We start from the raw sequence: 19442 nt of genomic DNA, 5'->3' as shown, positions 1-19442 counted from the left end.
GATTAATCGTCTTTCTCTTCTTCTTTCACTGCTTCTGTTTGCGCTGGAGGTAAGGTTTCTATCTCTGGTGCGCTGACGCTTTCGATGGTGAGCTTAATCTCTGGCGTAATCATTGCGCTCAGTAGATTATAAATTTCCATCGTGTGTTCGGGTATCGCATCGCCAACGTCGTTGATATAACCTTCGGAACGCAAGGTTCCCACCAGCGTTGCAAAAACCGCTTTATCGAAGAACTCCGGTGCATTAATACCGTGCAGTACCGATAAACGCTGCGCCATAATACGGCTCTCTTTTTCTAGTGCACCACGGCTAATGCTTGGATTTGCACTGAGCAGAGAGAAGGTAATCGCATAACGCTGCAGTGTTTCGCGTACGCCTGCAGCTAACAGCTGTAGGGTACGAATACGGCCCGGATTCATCACCAGTTCATCACCTTGGGCGCAAATCAACTGCTGACGGCATAGCTCGGTGATAATCGGCTCAATAACCATCGGCAAATCACTGCGCTCATGATGTAAGAAAAGTTCTTCTTTCAGCATTGGGTACAGCAGATCGACCTGACGCAGCAACTCCGTGCGCGAAATGCGGTTATGGTTCATCACCATATTTGCAATCAGCGACGGCAGCACCAGCATGTGCTGAATGTTGTTGCGATAGTAAGTCATCAATACGGCCTGTTCACGTGGCAGTATGATGAGTTCACCGATGTTATCTTTTTCCACTTCAAACTTGTCCATCTGTAGTGCGTGTTGCAGCAACTCTTCAGGCGTTTGATTTGGCGTCGTCGCATCTTCAGCGTAAGGTGCGTTACGCAGCAATTGCAGGTAGCAATCCAACTGCTCTAGCAACTGCTCGCGAGTTAATGCACGCTGGCGTGAAGCGAGTAATGCGGTTGAACACAGGTTCATCGCATTAGCTGCTGCCGACTTGTTGATGTTCACCATCACGGTATTCGCAATCGCGTTAACCGTTGGGGTCAGCCAGCTTGGGCGTTGCGCTTCGATGGGATCAATGGATTCACGCCATTCAGGAACATGCTGGTTCAGCCAGTTGTTAATCGGGATTGGCTCACCAAAGTTCACATAGCCCTGTCCTAGGTTACGCAGCTTACGCAGTCCGCGAACCATTTGAATCAGGCTTTCTTTTTCTTTGGTTGCCCCGCGCAGCTCTTTGGCATAGGTTGCCACTTCCATCACATGCTCATAACCGATATATACCGGAACCAGCGTGATTGGACGTTTTCCACCGCGTAGCATGGCTTGAATGGTCATTGCCAGAGTACCGGTTTTCGGTTCAAGCAAACGTCCGGTTCGTGAGCGACCACCTTCCATAAAGTATTCAACGGAATAACCACGGCTAAACAGCTCGCCGAGATATTCACGGAATACGGTGGAATAGAGTTTGTTGCCTTTAAACGTACGACGAATAAAGAACGCACCTAAGCGGCGGAAAATCGGCCCTGCTGGCCAGAAATTCAGATTTATCCCTGCCGCGATATGCGGTGGAACCAAGCCTTGGTGGTAGAGCACGTATGACAGCAACAGATAGTCCATGTGGCTGCGATGGCAAGGCACATAAACGATTTCGTGGCCGTCTTGCGCAAGCTTACGCACACGCTCGGCGTTGTGAACGTTGATCCCTTGATACAAACGGTTCCACGTCCAGCTCAGCACGCGGTCAGATAAGCGTACGGCTTCATAGGTGAAGTTCGCGGCAATCTCTTCCATCAAGGCAACGGCGTTTTGCTGAGCCTTTTCACGAGAGATTTTCTTGCTGCGCGCTTCATCTTCAACCGCTTTTTCAATCGCTTTGGATGAGAGCAGTTTATTAAACAGCGCCTGACGATCCGGTAGGCTTGGGCCTACGGCGGCTAAGCGTTGGCGAGAGAAATGCATACGCGCCACGCGCGCCAGTTTTTGCGCGATGGTTTGGTCAGTGCCGTGCTCATCTGCCATATAACGCAGTGAGACTACGTTTGAGAAGCGGACAAAACTGTCACGTCCCAGCCAGATAACGGCAAAGAATTTCTGAACGCCGTTAAGCAAACGCAGTTGTGGCGCGCCGTTGTGGCCTTCGCGGCCAGGAGAGCGACCAAACATAACCGACACCGGGATCATTTGGATATCCAGTGCAGGGTTGTTGCGATGCAAGTCTAAATAGTCGTGGAACAGTTTGACGGATTCTTGCTTTGGCGCGTAATAACGGAATACACGCGGACCATCGTCAATGAAGACGTAGCGTGGCAATATAGTGCCGTCAATTTCATTATCGTCGAGTGGATCAGGCAGGTCCTGAGCCAAACAACGATCGCGGAAGGTCAATAAATCCGCTTTTGAGTTATAGGGCAAGACATACAGCACCGGACGGGTGGTGTCTAAACGTAGCTCCGCTACTGGTTCTGAAGGGATTACCTTACTTTTAACCAGCAGCTTTAGCGGTAGATTCAATAACTTATAGTAAACTTTACGCCAACCTGACATAAAACAGAAAGCCTCTTGTTAGCCATTCGCCGAAAGGATACCAGAAACACTGGTTGAGATCTGTGGTGATGATTGCATGAGAAGTCGCTAAAATTGCTATATCCGTCATATTTCGCGTTGCACCCGCGTTAGTTGCAGCGCGAATTGTAAGGGTACATACCTATAAATCTTTTATGGAAATAAAATGAATAGTACTACCGGATTGACTCGAATTGTGAAAGCTGCCGGTTACTCGGTAAAAGGACTGAAAGCGGCGTGGAAACATGAGGCAGCGTTCCGTCAAGAATTGGGGCTGATGATTGTCGCCGTTGTGATTGCAGCATGGCTTGATGTCACTATTGTAGAACGCATCTTGTTGGTTGGTTGCGTCACGTTGGTGGTTATTTTGGAAATTGTTAACAGCGCTATTGAAGCGGTTGTTGATCGTATCGGTTCTGAGTTTCATGAGCTTTCCGGTCGTGCCAAAGATATGGGGTCGGCCGCTGTTTTTGTTGCCCTGTGGCTGTCTGCATTTATCTGGGTCAGTATCCTCTGGGGACACTACATGTAATGTAAGTGTGTGCTTACATCCATAATAATTAAGGCCACCCTTGGGTGGCCTTAATGTTAAGCAAGACATGTCGCTGAGTGATTAGCTCCACAGCGCCAGAATTGGCCAGCCAACCAATAGCAGCAGAGTGATGTAAATCACGCCGAAGATGGCACCTAAACGCCAGTAGTCTTTGGATTTCACATAGCCGCAGCCATAAATGATAACGCCCGGTCCCGTTGCATATGGGGTCAAACAACCCATGATACCGATGGACAGTACCAGCAGGATACACAGGTGCTCCATTGGCACGCCTGGGATACCTTTACCCACAGCCAGAATCACTGGCAGCATAGTGGCAGTGTGTGCAGACAGACTTGCAAACAAATAGTGAGCAAAGTAGAACACCAGTACCAGCACAATCACGGTCGCATTTGGTGAGAAGCCTTCCAAATGGGTGCTCATGGTATTCGCAAACCAGTCGATGAAGCCTGAACGAGTCAGGCCGTTAGCCATCACGACCAGAGTCGCCAAGTTAACTAAAGTATTCCATGCGCTGTTGTACTTGGTGATGTCTTTCCAAGGAACCACGTGCAGTGCCAGCATGAGTGAAACGGCCAGCATACCTACCGCAGTAGCGTCAATAAAATCGCCGCCGAATACCCATAGACCCAAGCTCAGTAGGACCAAACCAATCAGAGTGATTTCTTTGCGGGTTAGGCGACCCATTTCTTTCAAGGCTTCACCGGCCCAGCTAGACACTTCTTCACTATGAGTCACTTCAGGCTTGTACAACACATAAGACAGCCATGGAGCGACGATCAGCAAAATAAGGCCTACAGGCAGGAAGCTCAGGAACCATTGCAGCCAGCTAATCTGAATTCCCGCAATTTTGTTGACGAATTCTAGGCCCAGTACGTTAGGCGCAGCGCCGGTAACGAACATAGAAGAACTCAGGCTGGTACTGATTACCATCATCCACATCAGGTAACCGCCGATACGACGTGATGAGGGATCGTTCGGGAAGGATTTAAACAGTGGCGGTAGGTTCTTGATAACCGGGAACACGGTACCACCGGTACGCGCTGTGTTCGACGGCGTGAACGGCGCCAGCATAATATCAATGATGACGATGGCGTAGCCGAGAGTAAGTGTTCGCTTACCCATGAACTTAACCATGAACAGGGCGATACGGCGACCGAGTCCGGTGACTTCGTATCCCAGTGCAAAGATGAATGCGCCAAACACCAACCATACGGTGGTACTGGAGAATCCGGCTAGGCCCCATTTCAATGCTTTGCTGCTGGCATCAAAAGCGGGATCGGCCAACTCTTTAGCGTCAAAGAGCACGTATTGGCTAGCAATAACGCAGATGGTTACCGCAATAAAGCTGATTGCCGTGGCGGGAATAGGTTCTAAGATCATCCCGACTATCATCGCGACGAAAATAGCAAAGTAATGCCATGCCTGTGGAGGCATACCATCAGGTACGGGAATGAGTAGCATTATTGCCATAACGGCGAGTGGTGCTATCAACTTCCATATCTTATCTTTTGAAACAGACATAACTGATTCTCCAAGAAGGAACTTTTAATGATTAATGTTGATAATTTAAGTGCGAAATTTGAGCTAAAAACCAGGTGATAATCAGCAGATCGGCGCTACCGCCCGCGCTGAGATTGCGTTGAATGCATTCCTGGTCGAAATCATGTAGATGTCTGAGATCGGAGGGTTGGCGAATGCCGCCCTGACACAGCAATGCTTTAGCGCGCTGTTGTAGCCAACTAAGGCCACTTGGACCGCCGCGTGAGGCCACGTTGGTGTCACCGTTGTGTGCCATCAGCACCAGCAGCGTATCCAGTAAGGCCAACTCCGGGTCGATACCCTGCGCTAAGCGGTCGCGATAATGTGGGAGTGCTAACTGAATAACTAACGGATAACCGGCTTCTGCTTCGCCGCGAGCGCCAGTAAGACCAAGCTGCCGGAAGAGACGCTGTCCTGCGGTTTGCGATGGTTGGTTTTTATGGTTATTCATCGTGTTTTGCAGTTCACGCTCTGTCAGCCCACGGCAAAATGTGGCGGCGGTGCTACAGATCAGTTCCGGTGTGATAGGCCGTTGCAAGGTGTGTAAACGGCCAATTGCAGCGCATAGCAACCCCAAAGAAAAAATGCTGCCTTTATGGGTATTGACGCCCGCAGTTGCGCGAAACATATCGGTTTCGCAGGCGATGCCGATTGGGCGCAGACCGGTCAATACGTCGACTGCGGGGAGATTCGCGCTACAGGCACCAAACTCAATGAAACGAGGCAGCCATTGACGAATAGCCAATGCGCTGCGGTGGAAATCTTCCAGCGCCATATCTTTATGGGCGCCGCAGTTATTACGATCGACCAAGCCCGGTTTTGGCGTGAGGTTTACCTCAGCCAACATGGCGCGGTAAGCAAGCTCGCTGTAATAAGCAACGGAATGCTCATCAATAGCGGTGCAATCAGACGGCTGCTGCTTTATCGGCATCATGCAGTAATGCCTCCATGCGGGTGATCAAATCAGGAATCGGATGTGCCCGTTCGCGAGCGCATAGTGCGGCTTCGCGGTTGCACAGCAAACAGGTGCGGCTAGGCAGTGAAAAATCACGACGCGACAGAATTTTTCCTAGCGGATTCAGTACGTCGATGTCCCATAAACGGCCAAGCAATTGTTCATGCTCCAGCGCGATCATGGCTTCTTTCACGATGCGCGCGGGCGCATCGATGGCGAGCAGCCCCTCAGGGCCAGTCGCCAATGCAAAAGAGGCCTGCTCCTTGATCTCCCAACCTGATTGTTCTGCCCGCTGGCATAACGCTTTCAGACCGTGATTAAAGATTTTTCGTGTCATCACGCTATCTTTAATCGGCCCTGGAGCGACCACGGTAAACGAGATCAGGGTAGAGGTATGGCGCGCCAGCCACTCCGTCTGTCGGGACTGCCTGCATTCACGGCTGAATAGCAGTTCCGGCAATGTCACGGTGTGGCTGGTCGCCAAAGTTGGGAGCAGGTAAAACATGGTTTATTCCTTAACCTGACGAACCACGTCGATCACGGAACCATCGCGATAGCGCACTACGGCGATCACACGGTCAGTGAATTCGATAGCGCGAGGCTGTCCGGTAAGGATTTGCGCACGTTCGCGTAACCATTCGATAGACACCACTTTTAGACCTGCGGCTTTCAAACGATCGGCTAACTCTGGGCGCGCTGGGTTTACCGCAATACCGTGGTCAGTAACCAAAATGTCGACGCTGGAGCCCGGCGTAACGCAGGTTGTGACTTCGTCAACCAGTGTAGGAATGCGGCCACGTACCAGTGGCGCAACGATGATAGACAGGGCCGCAGCAACCGCTGTGTCACAGTGACCACCGGATGCACCACGTAAAACACCGTCAGAACCGGTGAGCACGTTAACATTGAAGTGAGTGTCCACTTCGAGCGCACTCAGCACCACCACGTCTAAGCGGTCAACGGAAGCTCCTTTTGAACCCCAATTGGCATACTGGTTAGCGCTGATTTCGATGTGGTTTGGATTACGTGCCAAAGACTCTGCGGCTGCACGGTCAAAGCTCTGCACATCCAGCAGTTTCTTAATGAAGCCTTTTTCATGCAGATCGACGATGGTGGAGGTAATCCCCCCCAGTGCGAAGCCGGCATGAATGTCGCGGCTACGCATCTTGTCTTCGAGGAAACGGGTTACCGCAAGAGAGGCACCGCCTGTACCAGTTTGCAGTGAAAAACCCTCTTTGAAGTAGCCGGAGTTCACCACCACGTCGGCAGCGCTGCGGGCGATCAGCAGTTCGCGTGGGTTTGACGTCATACGGGTAGCATCTGCACCGATCTTATCGGCATCGCCGACCTGATCAATTTGCACGATCAAATCGACTTGATCCTGCATGATGCTGGCTGGATTGTGCGGATACGGCAGCAAGGCTTCCGTCAGCAGAACCACTTGCTTGGCGTTCTCTGCATCGACTTTCGCATATCCGAGCGAGCCGCAGCAGGCTTTACCTGTGTAGCCGTTGGCGTTACCAAACGGATCGCAAGCCGGAACCCCAAGGAATGCCACGTCAATATTCAGCTCACCGCTTTCAACCAGATGAACACGGCCACCGTGTGAGTGAATTTGTACCGGCTCATCCAGCAGACCGCGGGAAATTTCTTCCGCCAACGGGCCACGCAGACCGGAGGTATAAACACGGCTGACAACGCCGTTACGGATATGATCAACCAATGGTGCATGGCAGTCGCTTAATGAGCTAGAGGCCAGCGTTAGGTTTTTGAAGCCCATCTGCGCGATAGTAGCCATCACGAGATTGAGCGTCAGATCGCCACCGCGGAAAGCGTGATGGAAAGAGATGGTCATACCGTCATGTAGACCAGAGCGGCGAATCGCCTCTTCCAGCGTGGAGCACAGTTTCTTATCGCGTGGCTTTTGTGCCTGCAGATTTAATTTTGAAACGTTTTTATAGCTTGGCAGATCGCTTTCAGTTTGGCGGGCATAAGCCGAAACGCGTTCCTGTCGTTGAAGAAGTTCTTTTTTCTGAGTCATTTTTTTCGCCTTATTCTTCACGGATGCCAGAGAGTTCTGCGCGAGACAGAACCAGACGCGCACGTTCAATCACAGGGCTATCAACCATTTTGCCGTTCAGTGAAACAACGCCACGGCCTTCACGCGCTGAAGCTTCCGCGGCTTCCACAACGAGCTTGGCGTGATCGACTTCTTTCTGAGTTGGGGCGTACAGGTTATGCAACAGCTCGATTTGACGCGGGTTGATCAGCGATTTGCCGTCAAAACCCAGCTGTTTGATGTGCGCAGCTTCACGTAAGAAGCCTTCTTCGTTGTTAGCGTCGGAATAGACGGTATCGAAAGCCTGAATGCCAGCGGAGCGTGCGGCCTGCAAAATGGAGCAGCGGGCAAACAGCAACTCAACGCCTTCAGGAGAACGTTCGGTGCGCAGGTTGCGTACATAGTCTTCGGCGCCAAGTGCGATACCAATCAGGCGTGGAGAGGCATGAGCGATAGCAACTGCCTGAGTGATACCCTGTGCGGATTCAATCGCAGCCAGCAGACCTGTGCTGCCCACTTCACGGCCACATTCGGCTTCGATACGTGCAATTTCGTTTTCGATATCGATAACGTCCTGTGCTGTATCGGTTTTTGGCAAACGAACGATATCAGCGCCACCGCGAACGACGGCTTCTAAATCGGCTACACCATATTCAGAGTCCAGCGCGTTGACGCGTACGATGGTTTCGATGTCTTGATACAGTGGATGTTGCAAAGCGTGATAGACCAAACGGCGAGCGGCATCTTTTTCACGCAGCACGACGGAATCTTCGAGGTCAAACATCAGCGCATCGGCATGATAAATAAAGGAGTTGCTCACCATTGCCGCATTGGCACCTGGAACAAACAGCATGCTGCGGCGAGTGCGGGATTTACGCTCTTGAGCGATACGAGAAATCATGCGCGATCCTCCCAAGGTAAATTTTTAACATCGCTGGCGCGTACTAACAGCGTTTCTAGGCGAGCACGTAGAATGCAATCCAGCGCACCTTTGTCATCAACGATCAGTTGGACGCCGCGGATGTCATGGCGCTCAAGAATCTCCAGCACCGTTGCGCGAATAGCATCGCCGAACTGTTTTTGAACGCTGCTGCTGATTTGCAGGTCAATGTCCTGTGTATCTATGGGCGCGATGCGCACCATTACGTCGCTAGACTCGAGAGTGCCTGCGACGGCTGCGTGAGTTATCTTCATTTTTCACCTGTTGCTAATGCGGATTCCTGCGGCCGGTCAGTCACGTTTTCTGAGCGAGGAACGAGCAGGCGTTGTAAATAAGCGCGGGTCGCTTCAGGCACTAAAGGCGTGATGGCCGGAAGATCTTTTTGCACCAGCAGTTTGCGTACCCACGAGGCAGAGATCGCCGTGTCGTGGTAGCGCAAACGCTCTATTTCCACCAGTTCAATCGGCGGAGCAGACAGAGACGGCGTCTCTAGCCAGTGGCGCATGTCACGGTTGTATTTGGCTGTGACTTCACAGTACGGTTCGGTACCGACAAAACGGTGGGTAATACCCAGCGCGGGAGCCAAATACTGACGAAAAATTTTTAAGTCGATTTCGGTGTAACAATCATCGACTACGCCTTGTTCCTTGATGAAGTAGCAAGGGAAAGTGGCGCGGGAAATGATGTATTCAGAACCACGGTGCACCGTTAGGTTCTTGATGTCTGATGTCCCTGCGCGTACCAGTTCAAGGCGATCTTCATAAGGGAAACGCGAGGTATCTTCTTTCACTAAAAACAGATGTAGCCAGTCACATTGGGCGGCTGCCTGTTGCACCAAATAACGATGTCCGTTAGTAAACGGATTTGCATTCATTACGATGCTGCCAATTTTATTGCCGTCATGGCGCAGTGTGGTTAGGTAGCTGGCATAGCGTTGAATACGCGTCGCGCTGTTTTCCATTAACACCATAATATTTGGCACGCTGGTGACGGTATAAAACCCGCATTGCTTAAACAGCGCTTCGTTCTGGGTTTTTGTGTATATAAATAAATGAGTACAGTGTTTCTCATAGGCCAGATTTATTAATTCGGTGGCCAGTGTGAGTGCTAAGCCCTCACCGCGTACAGATTCACTGATGGCTACACATTTAATGATATTGCCCGCGATACCGCCGCAGGCGATTAGCTGGTCATCACGGGTGACGGTAATAAACATTTCCACGGTGGAATCAATACTCAGGCCATTTTCTCGCAGAAAATGAGCGATAGTCGCGATCTTCTTATTTTCAGAGCGCTTTACCTGAGAAAATACGGTATTACCAAACATAGATATTCCTGTTAGCTGCCGCACGTATGCATAGCGATCACAATTGTTGTGATTTGTTGCATATTAATAACGTTTTATTTTCAATTGCTCGTTGCAACGCTTTAATCTTTTTAGTTTATATTTGTGCGACGACATAATGATCGTAAGGAGTATTAGGGCGGGAAATCTTGACCTATTTCACAAAGAGTTATCAGATTTAAATAGACTTAATGGTTTTTATTTTCTTAATTAATTTTAATTGAATTAATGGAGTGGTTTTTATTTGTTTAATTGATTTAATCTGCGGAATCTGCAACGATCTAATCCGTTGTAGGTAGAAAACAAGGAAACAAATTCATTACATTTCCCTGATACCAGCTCACTTTTCTAGCCTAAAAAAGAGGAAATACCGATGTTCGGCAGACCAAATGTTAAAGAGTTTAGGTTTTTTAGCCGCCTCGCATTTCCTTTACGAATCTTTCTCTTATTGCTTCTGGTTTCGACGTTATTAATTGCCGCCTTAGGCAAATATCTTTCGGCTTCCTTTGAAGATTATCTGAGTAACCATGTTCGTGATATGGCAATGAATCAGGCTAAGATCATTGCCTCAATCGACAGCGTTGTCACGGCCGTTAAAAATAGAGATACCAAACGTCTCGCAATCATTGCCGATAAACTCGGTACGGGCTCCGATTTTGACTATGTGGTTATTGGCGACAAAAACTCCATCCGTCTGTATCACCCCAACCCGGCCAAGATCGGCTATCCCATGCAGTGGAGTAAGCCTGGTGCGTTAGCGCGCGGAGAAAGTTACTTCATTACAGGAAAAGGCTCAATTGGTATGGCTATGCGTGCTAAAACGCCTATTTTTGATGAGCATGGCAACGTGATCGGTGTAGTTTCACTGGGATATTTAGTCAGCAAAATAGACAGTTGGCGATTAGACTTCTTATTACCGATGGGCGGCGTCTTTGTCTTAATTTTGATTATCCTGATGCTACTGTCATGGATGTTTGCCACCCATATTCGGCGACAAATGCTAGGTATGGAACCCCATCAAATTGCTCGGGTGGTTCGCCAGCAAGAAGCCTTGTTTGGCTCGGTATATGAAGGATTGATAGCTGTCGATCCAGATGGTTTGATTACTGCAATCAATCGTAACGCACGAAAAATGCTCGGTTTAAGTTCGCCGGGTAGGCAATGGCTAGGAAAACCGATCGGTGATGTTGTCGAACCTGCGGGGTTTTTCACGGAACAAATCGAAGAAAAACGTCAGGATGTCATTTGCACTTTTAATGGTCTAAGTGTGATTGCTAATCGTGCAGCGATACATTCAGGAAATGAGCTGTTGGGTGCCATCATCAGTTTCCGTAGCAAAGATGAAATTAGCACGCTGAATGCTCAGCTCACGCAGATCAAACAGTATGTCGAAAGTTTGCGCACACTGCGTCACGAACACCTGAACTGGATGTCGACGCTCAACGGTCTGTTACAAATGAAAGAATATGATCGTGCTTTGGCAATGGTAAAAGGTGAGTCGCAAGCACAGCAGCAGCTTATTGATAGCCTGCGCGGCTCATTTGACGATCGACAAGTCGCAGGGCTTTTGTTTGGCAAAGCACAGCGAGCGCGTGAGCTTGGCTTGACCTTAAACCTGATAGAAGGAAGCCAGCTGCGCCAGTTGCCAGCAGGACTTGATAGTACTGAATTTGCTGCCATCGTGGGAAATTTGCTCGACAATGCTTTCGATGCCAGCTTGAAGAATCCGCAAGGTAATAAAACCATTGAGCTGTACCTTAGCGATGAAGGTGATGATGTCATCGTGGAAGTGGCCGATCAGGGATGTGGCGTTCCAGAGTCTTTACGTGAGGCTATTTTTGAGCAAGGCGTAAGTACTAAAACCGAGGATGCGGGTGAGCACGGCATCGGACTCTATCTGATTGCCAGCTATGTTGGCCGCTGCGGTGGGGTAATTACGCTGGAAGACAACGAACCTTGTGGCACTTTATTTTCCGTATTTATTCCTAAAGTGAAAAAGACTTATGACACAACCAATAACGATTCTAATAGTTGAAGACGAAACGCCGTTGGCAGAAATGCACGCGGAATTTATTCGCCATTTTCATGGCTGTGGGCAGGTTTGGTTAGCGGGAAATCTCGCGCAGGCCAGAATGATGGTCGAGCGTTTCAAGCCAGACCTGATCCTGCTTGATAACTATTTGCCAGATGGAAAAGGTATCACCCTGCTGCATGAGCTGACTCAGGCTCGATTCCCTGGTGGGGTGGTGTTCACCACGGCTGCCAGCGATATGGATACCGTTTCTGATGCAGTACGCTGCGGTGTCTTTGACTACTTGGTAAAACCGATAGCTTATGAGCGTTTAGGCCAAACTTTAGAGCGTTACCATCAGCGGATGCGAATGCTGGCAAGTAACAATAGCGCTAGCCAGCGCCAGATTGATGACATGTTTAATGCCTATGCGCGCGGCGAACATAAAGAAGAGTTGCCTGTCGGTATTGACGCGCTGACTTTAGATAAAGTGCAGGGGCTGTTTGCCGATCTTGATGCTCGCCATACTGCTGAAACTGTGGCGCAGGAGCTGAAACTCAGCCGTACGACGGCACGACGTTATTTAGAGTTTTGTGCAGGACGGCACATGATCATGGCAGAAATCGTATACGGCAAAGTTGGGCGTCCGCAACGAACTTATCGCGCACTGGAAACTGTAAAAAACAGTTAATTTATTCACGGGAAATGGGTGGATATTGACTCTAAAAATACAAAAAGTGTGCGGTTAGGGCCAATCAGATGCGGTACGGTTCAATCTTTATGTATTTCACGGTTTCAAAATGGCCGCCACCTGTATATACTCACAGCAAAACTGTATAAACAAACAGGTGGTGGAATGAAAGCACTTACAGCCAGACAGCAGGAAGTCTACGATCTGATTCGTGACCATATTGAACAAACTGGCATGCCGCCAACGCGTGCTGAAATCGCACAGCGTTTGGGATTCCGCTCTCCTAATGCGGCAGAAGAACATTTAAAAGCGTTACAGCGCAAAGGTGTTATTGAGATTGTGTCCGGTGCTTCACGCGGCATTCGTCTGTTGATGGAAGATGAAACCGGTCTGCCGCTCATTGGCCGAGTCGCTGCCGGTGAGCCTCTGTTAGCACAGGAACATATTGAAGGCCACTATCAGGTCGACCCTTCATTGTTTAAGCCTAATGCCGACTTCTTGCTGCGCGTTAATGGAATGTCGATGCGTGATATCGGTATTTTAGACGGCGATTTACTGGCCGTGCATAAAACCCAAGATGTGCGTAACGGACAGGTTGTTGTTGCTCGTATTGAAGACGAAGTGACGGTTAAACGTTTGAAAAAACAAGGCAACATTGTTCAGCTACTGCCGGAAAACAGCGATTTTGAACCGATTGTGGTTGACCTACGTGAACAAAACTTCACGATTGAAGGTCTGGCCGTTGGTGTTATCCGCAACGGCGACTGGATCTAAACTTCTCGCTATTGTGTTTGTGGTAACGCCGATAGACTAAGCCCCTTATTTGGGGCTTTTTCTTTATTGGGGGAAGGCTGACAAGTGGATGTGGGATGACGTTAAAAAATGAAATTACTGACACCAACCGATAAAGCGCTATGGGTTCTTGCGCTGCCGATGATCTTATCGAATATCTCAGTTCCGCTTTTGGGGCTGGTTGATACCGCAGTTATTGGTCATTTGGATAGCCCTGTCTATTTGGGCGGTGTTGCCGTAGGTGCGATGGCGACATCCTTCCTTTTTATGCTGCTGTTGTTTTTACGAATGAGCACCACGGGGCTGACTGCACAGGCATTTGGCGCTGGCGATAAAACGGCGCTAGCCCGTGCATTGGTTCAGCCTTTGCTACTGGCTTTGCTGGCGGGTGTTGTCATTATTGCAGTGCGTGAACCGTTAATTGAGGGCGTGTTACGCATTGTTGGCGGGCATCAGGATGTGCTGGAGCAGGCTCGTTTGTTTATGCATATCCGCTGGCTCGGCGCACCGGCAACATTGGCTAACCTGGTGATTTTAGGCTGGCTGCTTGGCGTTCAATATGCTCGTGCGCCAGTCATGCTGCTTGTGGTCGGAAACCTCATTAACATTACGCTTGATCTATGGTTTGTGGTTGGTTTGGGCTGGAAGGTTCCGGGGGCCGCGAGTGCGACGGTGATTGCCGATTATGCCACTTTCTTATTAGGGATTGGCCTTGTGTGGCATGTAATGAAGTTACGTGGGCTACACGTGGAGTATTTCCGTAATGCGTGGCGTGGCAACCTGCGCCGCCTGTTGGCTCTAAATCGCGACATCATGCTGCGCTCTTTACTGCTGCAATTATGTTTTTCATCGCTGACCATTTTAGGGGCACGCATGGGAAGCGAAATTGTTGCGGTAAATGCGGTGCTAATGAACCTACTCACGTTCACGGCCTATGCGTTGGACGGCTTTGCCTACGCGGTCGAAGCCCATTCAGGACAGGCTTATGGTGCTCGGGATGGCCGCAGGCTGCAAAGTATTTGGCATTCAGCCTGCCGACAGGCTGGCATTGTGGCCATATTTTTTGCCCTGCTCTACGCATTGTTTGGCGGGCATATCATTCAGATGTTAACGTCGCTGCCTGATGTTCAGGCGCTGGCTGCCCACTATCTCCCGTGGCAAATTCTTCTGCCTTTGCTGGGCGTTTGGTGTTATCTGCTGGATGGGATGTTTATTGGGGCGACGCGTGGAACTGAAATGCGGAACAGCATGGCGGTAGCTGCCGTGGGTTATGGATTGACGCTTTTTACTCTACCTTGGTTAGGTAATCACGGTTTATGGCTGGCGTTGGCAGTGTTTTTATCTCTACGTGGCCTTTCGCTATGGATCGTCTGGAGAAGGCATTGGCGGAGTAATACGTGGTTTAAAGCCAATAATATGTATTAAAATCATTTAGTTGTTAACGGTTCAGCTTGGGGCAATATGATAATTCCTATAGTTATTATGTTGCCCTAAAATAGCGCTTCATTAATATTTTCTTACATTCTAAGTGAAAAAATTATTCTCTGCTTATCGCCTGTTTTCTAACTGCTTTTATGCTTTGTCCGTAAGATATTTTATTTAGTCGCACCGAAATTTTAGCTGAAAATTTTTTTACTCTGATTATCCGCTAGTCTTAATGGTGAACGTTAACTAATGCCTCGCAGCGAAATTTATATTTAGAAATTAAATATTTTTAAGTTACAAATGCGAGGGGAATACATTCCATTACATAAGTGATACGGAGTTATTATGAATAAAGATCAAGCCGGCGGTAACTGGAAGCAGTTTAAAGGTACAGTGAAAGAGAAATGGGGTAAGTTGACCGACGATGATCTTACAGTCATTGAGGGTAAACGAGACCAGCTGGTAGGTAAGATCCAAGAGCGCTACGGCTATCAGAAAGAAGCCGCAGAGAAAGAAGTCAAAGCTTGGGAAGAGCACAATAAATATCGTTGGTGATATTATTGTCTGCCAGCATAAAATAATCATTTGGCAAAACGCATTATAAATAAAGTATGGACTCGAATATTGCGATAAATAATATTCCTTTATTGATAGTGTGCTACTGCTTATATTTATTGCCAATGATGAAAAAAAGAGCCGCTGATGCGGCTCTTTTTTATGTTCGCATATAAATTCCGAATGAGTGCTATTTTTTCTTTTTGGGCTCGGAATGATCGTGATGACAAGTATCTCTGCTATCGCAAGACTCTATCTTGCCACAATCTCGGCACAGCCCATGTGCTTCAACCACGCTATGTTGCAGGGAAAAACCGGTCAAAGCGGCCAATTTTTCTAAATGTTCCTGCACTTCTTTGGTGGTTTGCTCCGTCACTTGACCACAGCGATGGCAAATAAATAACGCCGAAGTATGGCTAGGTTCTTCAATGTGATGGCACATCACATAGCTGTTCGTCGATTCCACCTTGTGAATGAAACCCTGCTCCAACAGAAAATCCAATGCTCGGTAGATGGTCGGCGGTTTTGCCTGCGGCTCGGATACCCGCAGTAAATCTAGCAAATCATAAGCACTGATAGTGCCTTTCTGACACGCCATCAGACGCAGCACTTCCATCCTCTGCGGAGTCAGTCGAACATTGCGTTGCAGACAAATTTGTTCTGCCTGTGCGAGCAGTCGCTCTAAAGAGGTTGTGGTCATGGTGTTTGCTTCCGGCCAGTAAGATTCCGTTATTTTAACATAAATAGCAGATAGGCCGAAGAGCACAAAATCTGTGGGGGAAAGATGTCTGATAAACGAGGGAAAACAAAACGGGCTGACAGGTCATTCCCGTCAGCCCGCTTTTAGCTCATGCGGCAGTGGCTCATATTCAATCTGTTATTTGATTTCAGATTGATGGGCATAGGCATCACTGTTATTCAGATTATTGATAATCGTTGCACGTTGATCCTGTGCACTTAACTGAGAAAACGTAGCGCTACCGTTAATCGATGAACGCTCAATGCCAGCCTGTTCCAATTTTTGTTGTGCCATCAACTGATGAGCATAAGAGGAACCGTTATGGTTTGAATAGGCCAAAGTGCTTTGTTCAGCGGGGCTTAATTCTGAAAACGATTGAGCAAAAGCAGAACCAGTAAGGGTTAAAGCAACGATGGCAGATAATACGATTGAAGTTTTCATGATGTTTTCTCTTCTTTAAATTTTTTAAGTCGGTCAGACGGCGTTGTTATTGCGGACTGGCCTACATTGCAGGTGTTAATAACAAATACATGCTTAAACGAAACGGCACTGGGCATAGCCGATTATTTATTCAACGTAACCTGATGAGCTTGGGCGCTACCGTTGTTTAAATGGTTCACTACGGTGGCGCGCTGTTCGCTTGCGGTCATATCAGAGAAGCTTTGTGCGAAAGCAGAACCCGCAAGGGCTAGAGTCATCAGAACGGTCAAAGTCATAGTTTTCATGGTGTCATCTCTCAAATTTTGTGATCTGTATACTGGTTTATTAGACCGGTCGTCTAGTTAATGGGTAAAAAATAATGCCAAACGTTTTCACGCAGGCATTCATTGTGCTGCGATAATATCTCTATATGGTGCCGGGTTTCAGTAAGCGTTCCGTACGCTGCATCGCTGAAACAAACGGTGCATCAGATCGGTTGACCTTAGCCCGTAACGCTGCGCCTAACCATAAAGAATACAGTGAATCTGCGAGTAATTCGGGCGATTCATCAATCGCAAGCGACCCTTCTTCAACGCCAGATTCGATACTCGACTGCAACTGGGCGATGACTCTTGTGATACCTGAGTCGAGTGCTTCACGCATCACCTCAGATAAGTCACTAACTTCACCAGCCAGCTTCACGACTAAACACTTGCTGTGGCATACCGTTTCACAGCTTTGCGTCATCCAATGAGAGAAATAATCTAACAAATGCTGACGCTGTGTCTTTTGCCCATCCGAAAATTTCTCTTTCAGCATGACGACATAATCGCTGAAATAACGGTTAAGCATAGCTTCACCAAACTTCTCTTTCGATTTGAAGTAATGGTAGAACGAACCTTTTGGTACTCCCGCAGTGGCAAGAAGTTCATTTAATCCCATGGCGGTAAAGCCGAGGTTTAAAATCAGTTCCTCACCCACATCTAAGATGTGTTCGCAGGTGTTGTTGGTCGTGCTAGTCGTTTTGTTCATGTGATTTAATATAGTAGACCGGTTGGTCTAAGTCAATATCCGGTTCATTATGTGAGCGAGAACACGCGTGTAATAAAAACTTTACGCAGGTGAAATCTGCCACCGTTGTTATTGGCGCTAAGAGTATCTTAGTTGCGCTGAAAAAGCAGGTGCCAAACATTGCCGGCGAGGGGGAGTTGAGCACCTGTATCAACTGTGCGGCGTGGTCGATACACGGTTTCAATACTGGAAGTCAGTAGGATAAGCGTCAATTCACGGTATACTTGCGTTATACCAGCGGTGACGCAGTTTACCGTATTTGATTCAAACTGACTGAAATTCTGAGAATAATGACCCAAAACGCCACTAATCTTTCTTCTGCAATGCCGTTCAGCCAGAGCCGTTTTTCTATTGCTCCGATGCTGGATTGGACCGATCGCCACTGCCGCTATTTTCATCGCAAACTGAGTCGCCAAACACTCCTCTATACCGAAATGGTCACGACGGGAGCCATTATTCATGGCAAAGGTGACTATTTGGCCTATAGCGAAGAAGAACATCCGTTGGCGTTGCAGCTAGGGGGCAGCGATCCCGAAGCATTGGCGCATTGTGCCCGTTTGGCCGAACAGCGTGGTTATGATGAAGTAAACCTCAACGTTGGCTGTCCATCCGACCGCGTACAAAATGGTCGTTTTGGTGCATGCCTTATGGGGGAGGCTCAGTTGGTCGCCGATGGTATCAAAGCCATGCGCGACGTTGTTTCTATTCCAGTTACGGTAAAAACGCGTATTGGTATTGACGATCAGGACAGCTATGAGTTCCTGTGCGATTTTATTGGTATCGTGTCTGGGAAAGGTGAGTGTAATAGCTTCACTGTCCATGCGCGTAAAGCGTGGCTTTCCGGACTGAGTCCGAAAGAAAATCGTGAGATCCCACCGCTGGATTATGAACGTGTCTACCAACTCAAACGTGACTTCCCTCATCTAAATATCGCCATTAACGGTGGCGTGAAAACGCTGGAGGAAGCAAAAATCCATCTACAGCACTTGGATGGCGTAATGATGGGGCGTGAAGCTTATCAAAGCCCAAGTATTTTAGCGCATGTCGATCGTGAACTGTTTGATCCGACCGCTGATGTGCCAAACAGTATTGATGTGGTGCGTTCGCTCTATCCCTATATTGAACGTGAACTGTCTAACGGAACTTATTTAGGCCACATTACGCGTCATATCCTCGGCTTGTTCCAAAGTATCCCTGGAGCCCGCCAGTGGCGTCGGCATTTGAGTGAAAATGCGCATAAGCCGGGTGCTGGTGTTGAGGTTGTCGAAGCCGCATTACAGTTCGTGAATCAGTCGCGTGGCTAAATAAACGAAAAGTTAGTAAATTTCACCAAGCGCTGTAACGACTGTTACAGCGTGTCTTATCAAAATCAATGAGTTACAACAAATTCTTACTTGGCATGATTCTTGTAAAAGACTGAGTAGCTAACGGTATTGCCGTTAAATTTCACTCAGGAGATCACCATGTTTGAAGTCCTCTTTATTCTTGGCTTTTTTGCCGTGCTGATGGTGACCGGGGTTTCAATGCTTGGCATCATCGCAGCCGTGGCGGTCGCCACAGTGCTCATGCTATTTGGTGGCCTATTTGTGATGATGCTTAAACTGCTGCCGTGGATGGCTTTAGCCATTGTCGTGGTGTGGATCTACCGGTCTATGCAGAAGAAACCGCAGCCAAGGCGGTATTATTAAGTTTGGGTGTGCTTATATCTACGTTCGAACGGTGATGGATGTCTAAGCATCTTGAGTTGTCTATGAAAAAGCCGAGAAAGATTTTGTCCGCCAGTGAGTATTTGTGCATCCATGACACCGCTGACGTAGGCGTCCGACGAGAGGTTGCCAGCGCGCAA

General features: G+C 48.5%; 20 protein-coding genes. 8 read left to right on the top strand and 12 right to left on the bottom strand.

Going from position 1 to position 19442, the window contains the following annotated elements; all coding sequences use genetic code 11:
• Positions 1 to 2 precede the first annotated feature (2 nt).
• Entirely contained in the window at positions 3 to 2480 is a 2478-nt protein-coding gene (plsB, locus tag HMPREF3091_RS07915) for a glycerol-3-phosphate 1-O-acyltransferase PlsB (RefSeq protein ID WP_004095323.1), read from the bottom strand.
• 184 nt (positions 2481 to 2664) lie between these two features.
• Here plsB and HMPREF3091_RS07910 point away from each other — a divergent pair, with 184 nt between their 5' ends.
• Positions 2665 to 3030 carry a diacylglycerol kinase gene (locus HMPREF3091_RS07910; protein ID WP_070715179.1) on the top strand — a complete coding sequence of 122 codons (366 nt, stop codon included), beginning with the start codon at positions 2665 to 2667 and terminating at the stop codon, positions 3028 to 3030.
• Between the two features lie 81 nt (positions 3031 to 3111).
• On the opposite strand, the gene HMPREF3091_RS07905 is transcribed toward HMPREF3091_RS07910, so the two are convergent.
• From HMPREF3091_RS07905 to citC, 7 genes are read right to left on the bottom strand one after another with little or no spacing between them, the layout of a single operon-like run.
• Positions 3112 to 4575 (bottom strand): anion permease, encoded by a 1464-nt coding sequence (locus HMPREF3091_RS07905; protein WP_004095329.1) that lies wholly within the window; start codon positions 4573 to 4575, stop codon positions 3112 to 3114.
• A gap of 31 nt (positions 4576 to 4606) precedes the next feature.
• The gene (gene citG / locus HMPREF3091_RS07900; protein WP_070715176.1) at positions 4607 to 5527 is read right to left on the bottom strand and encodes a triphosphoribosyl-dephospho-CoA synthase CitG; all 921 of its coding nucleotides are present in this window, start codon (positions 5525 to 5527) and stop codon (positions 4607 to 4609) included.
• A complete protein-coding gene (gene citX / locus HMPREF3091_RS07895) occupies positions 5499 to 6053 on the bottom strand; it encodes a citrate lyase holo-[acyl-carrier protein] synthase (RefSeq protein ID WP_070715174.1) in 555 nt (184 codons plus the stop codon). The genes citG and citX overlap by 29 nt, the downstream gene beginning before the upstream one ends.
• Before the next feature lie 3 nt (positions 6054 to 6056).
• The gene (gene citF, locus HMPREF3091_RS07890; protein ID WP_035503931.1) at positions 6057 to 7589 is read right to left on the bottom strand and encodes a citrate lyase subunit alpha; all 1533 of its coding nucleotides are present in this window, start codon (positions 7587 to 7589) and stop codon (positions 6057 to 6059) included.
• A 10-nt stretch (positions 7590 to 7599) separates the two neighbouring features.
• The gene (gene citE, locus HMPREF3091_RS07885) at positions 7600 to 8508 is read right to left on the bottom strand and encodes a citrate (pro-3S)-lyase subunit beta (RefSeq protein ID WP_070715173.1); all 909 of its coding nucleotides are present in this window, start codon (positions 8506 to 8508) and stop codon (positions 7600 to 7602) included.
• On the bottom strand, positions 8505 to 8801 hold the full coding sequence (citD, locus tag HMPREF3091_RS07880) for a citrate lyase acyl carrier protein (RefSeq protein ID WP_004095337.1): 297 nt from the start codon (positions 8799 to 8801) through the stop codon (positions 8505 to 8507). Before citD ends, citE begins: the two co-directional genes overlap by 4 nt.
• On the bottom strand, positions 8798 to 9874 hold the full coding sequence (gene citC / locus HMPREF3091_RS07875) for a [citrate (pro-3S)-lyase] ligase (RefSeq protein ID WP_004095338.1): 1077 nt from the start codon (positions 9872 to 9874) through the stop codon (positions 8798 to 8800). Before citC ends, citD begins: the two co-directional genes overlap by 4 nt.
• A gap of 391 nt (positions 9875 to 10265) precedes the next feature.
• Between citC and dpiB the strand changes: the two genes are divergently transcribed.
• The 5 genes from dpiB (at position 10266) to HMPREF3091_RS07850 (ending at position 15366) form a co-directional block, all read left to right on the top strand.
• Positions 10266 to 11927 carry a sensor histidine kinase DpiB gene (gene dpiB / locus HMPREF3091_RS07870; protein ID WP_070715171.1) on the top strand — a complete coding sequence of 554 codons (1662 nt, stop codon included), beginning with the start codon at positions 10266 to 10268 and terminating at the stop codon, positions 11925 to 11927.
• A complete protein-coding gene (dpiA, locus tag HMPREF3091_RS07865; protein ID WP_004095340.1) occupies positions 11896 to 12594 on the top strand; it encodes a two-component response regulator DpiA in 699 nt (232 codons plus the stop codon). Before dpiB ends, dpiA begins: the two co-directional genes overlap by 32 nt.
• A 165-nt stretch (positions 12595 to 12759) precedes the next feature.
• Positions 12760 to 13368 (top strand): transcriptional repressor LexA, encoded by a 609-nt coding sequence (gene lexA, locus HMPREF3091_RS07860; protein ID WP_004095345.1) that lies wholly within the window; start codon positions 12760 to 12762, stop codon positions 13366 to 13368.
• Positions 13369 to 13476: 108 nt separating this feature from the next.
• Positions 13477 to 14811 (top strand): MATE family efflux transporter DinF, encoded by a 1335-nt coding sequence (gene dinF / locus HMPREF3091_RS07855; RefSeq protein ID WP_070715168.1) that lies wholly within the window; start codon positions 13477 to 13479, stop codon positions 14809 to 14811.
• A 345-nt stretch (positions 14812 to 15156) separates the two neighbouring features.
• A complete protein-coding gene (locus HMPREF3091_RS07850) occupies positions 15157 to 15366 on the top strand; it encodes a CsbD family protein (protein ID WP_004095352.1) in 210 nt (69 codons plus the stop codon).
• A gap of 190 nt (positions 15367 to 15556) precedes the next feature.
• On the opposite strand, the gene zur is transcribed toward HMPREF3091_RS07850, so the two are convergent.
• The 4 genes from zur to HMPREF3091_RS07835 form a co-directional block, all read right to left on the bottom strand.
• Positions 15557 to 16066, bottom strand: a complete 510-nt coding sequence (zur, locus tag HMPREF3091_RS07845; protein ID WP_008814735.1) for a zinc uptake transcriptional repressor Zur — start codon at positions 16064 to 16066, stop codon at positions 15557 to 15559.
• Between the two features lie 177 nt (positions 16067 to 16243).
• Positions 16244 to 16546 (bottom strand): hypothetical protein, encoded by a 303-nt coding sequence (locus HMPREF3091_RS07840; RefSeq protein ID WP_004095362.1) that lies wholly within the window; start codon positions 16544 to 16546, stop codon positions 16244 to 16246.
• A gap of 122 nt (positions 16547 to 16668) precedes the next feature.
• Entirely contained in the window at positions 16669 to 16830 is a 162-nt protein-coding gene (locus HMPREF3091_RS22650; protein WP_016361106.1) for a hypothetical protein, read from the bottom strand.
• 121 nt (positions 16831 to 16951) lie between these two features.
• Positions 16952 to 17557: a TetR/AcrR family transcriptional regulator gene (locus tag HMPREF3091_RS07835; RefSeq protein WP_070715165.1), complete on the bottom strand. Its 606-nt coding sequence runs from the start codon at positions 17555 to 17557 to the stop codon at positions 16952 to 16954.
• Positions 17558 to 17886: 329 nt separating this feature from the next.
• On the opposite strand from HMPREF3091_RS07835, the gene dusA reads away from it, so the two are divergent.
• Positions 17887 to 18900 (top strand): tRNA dihydrouridine(20/20a) synthase DusA, encoded by a 1014-nt coding sequence (gene dusA / locus HMPREF3091_RS07830; RefSeq protein WP_070715163.1) that lies wholly within the window; start codon positions 17887 to 17889, stop codon positions 18898 to 18900.
• A gap of 159 nt (positions 18901 to 19059) precedes the next feature.
• A complete protein-coding gene (pspG, locus tag HMPREF3091_RS07825) occupies positions 19060 to 19284 on the top strand; it encodes an envelope stress response protein PspG (RefSeq protein ID WP_070715161.1) in 225 nt (74 codons plus the stop codon).
• Positions 19285 to 19442: the final 158 nt, after the last annotated feature.

The organism is Hafnia sp. HMSC23F03 (assembly GCF_001816025.1).
In the GTDB taxonomy this organism is placed as follows: domain Bacteria; phylum Pseudomonadota; class Gammaproteobacteria; order Enterobacterales; family Enterobacteriaceae; genus Hafnia; species Hafnia paralvei.
This window is presented reverse-complemented; position numbering and strand designations above follow the sequence as displayed.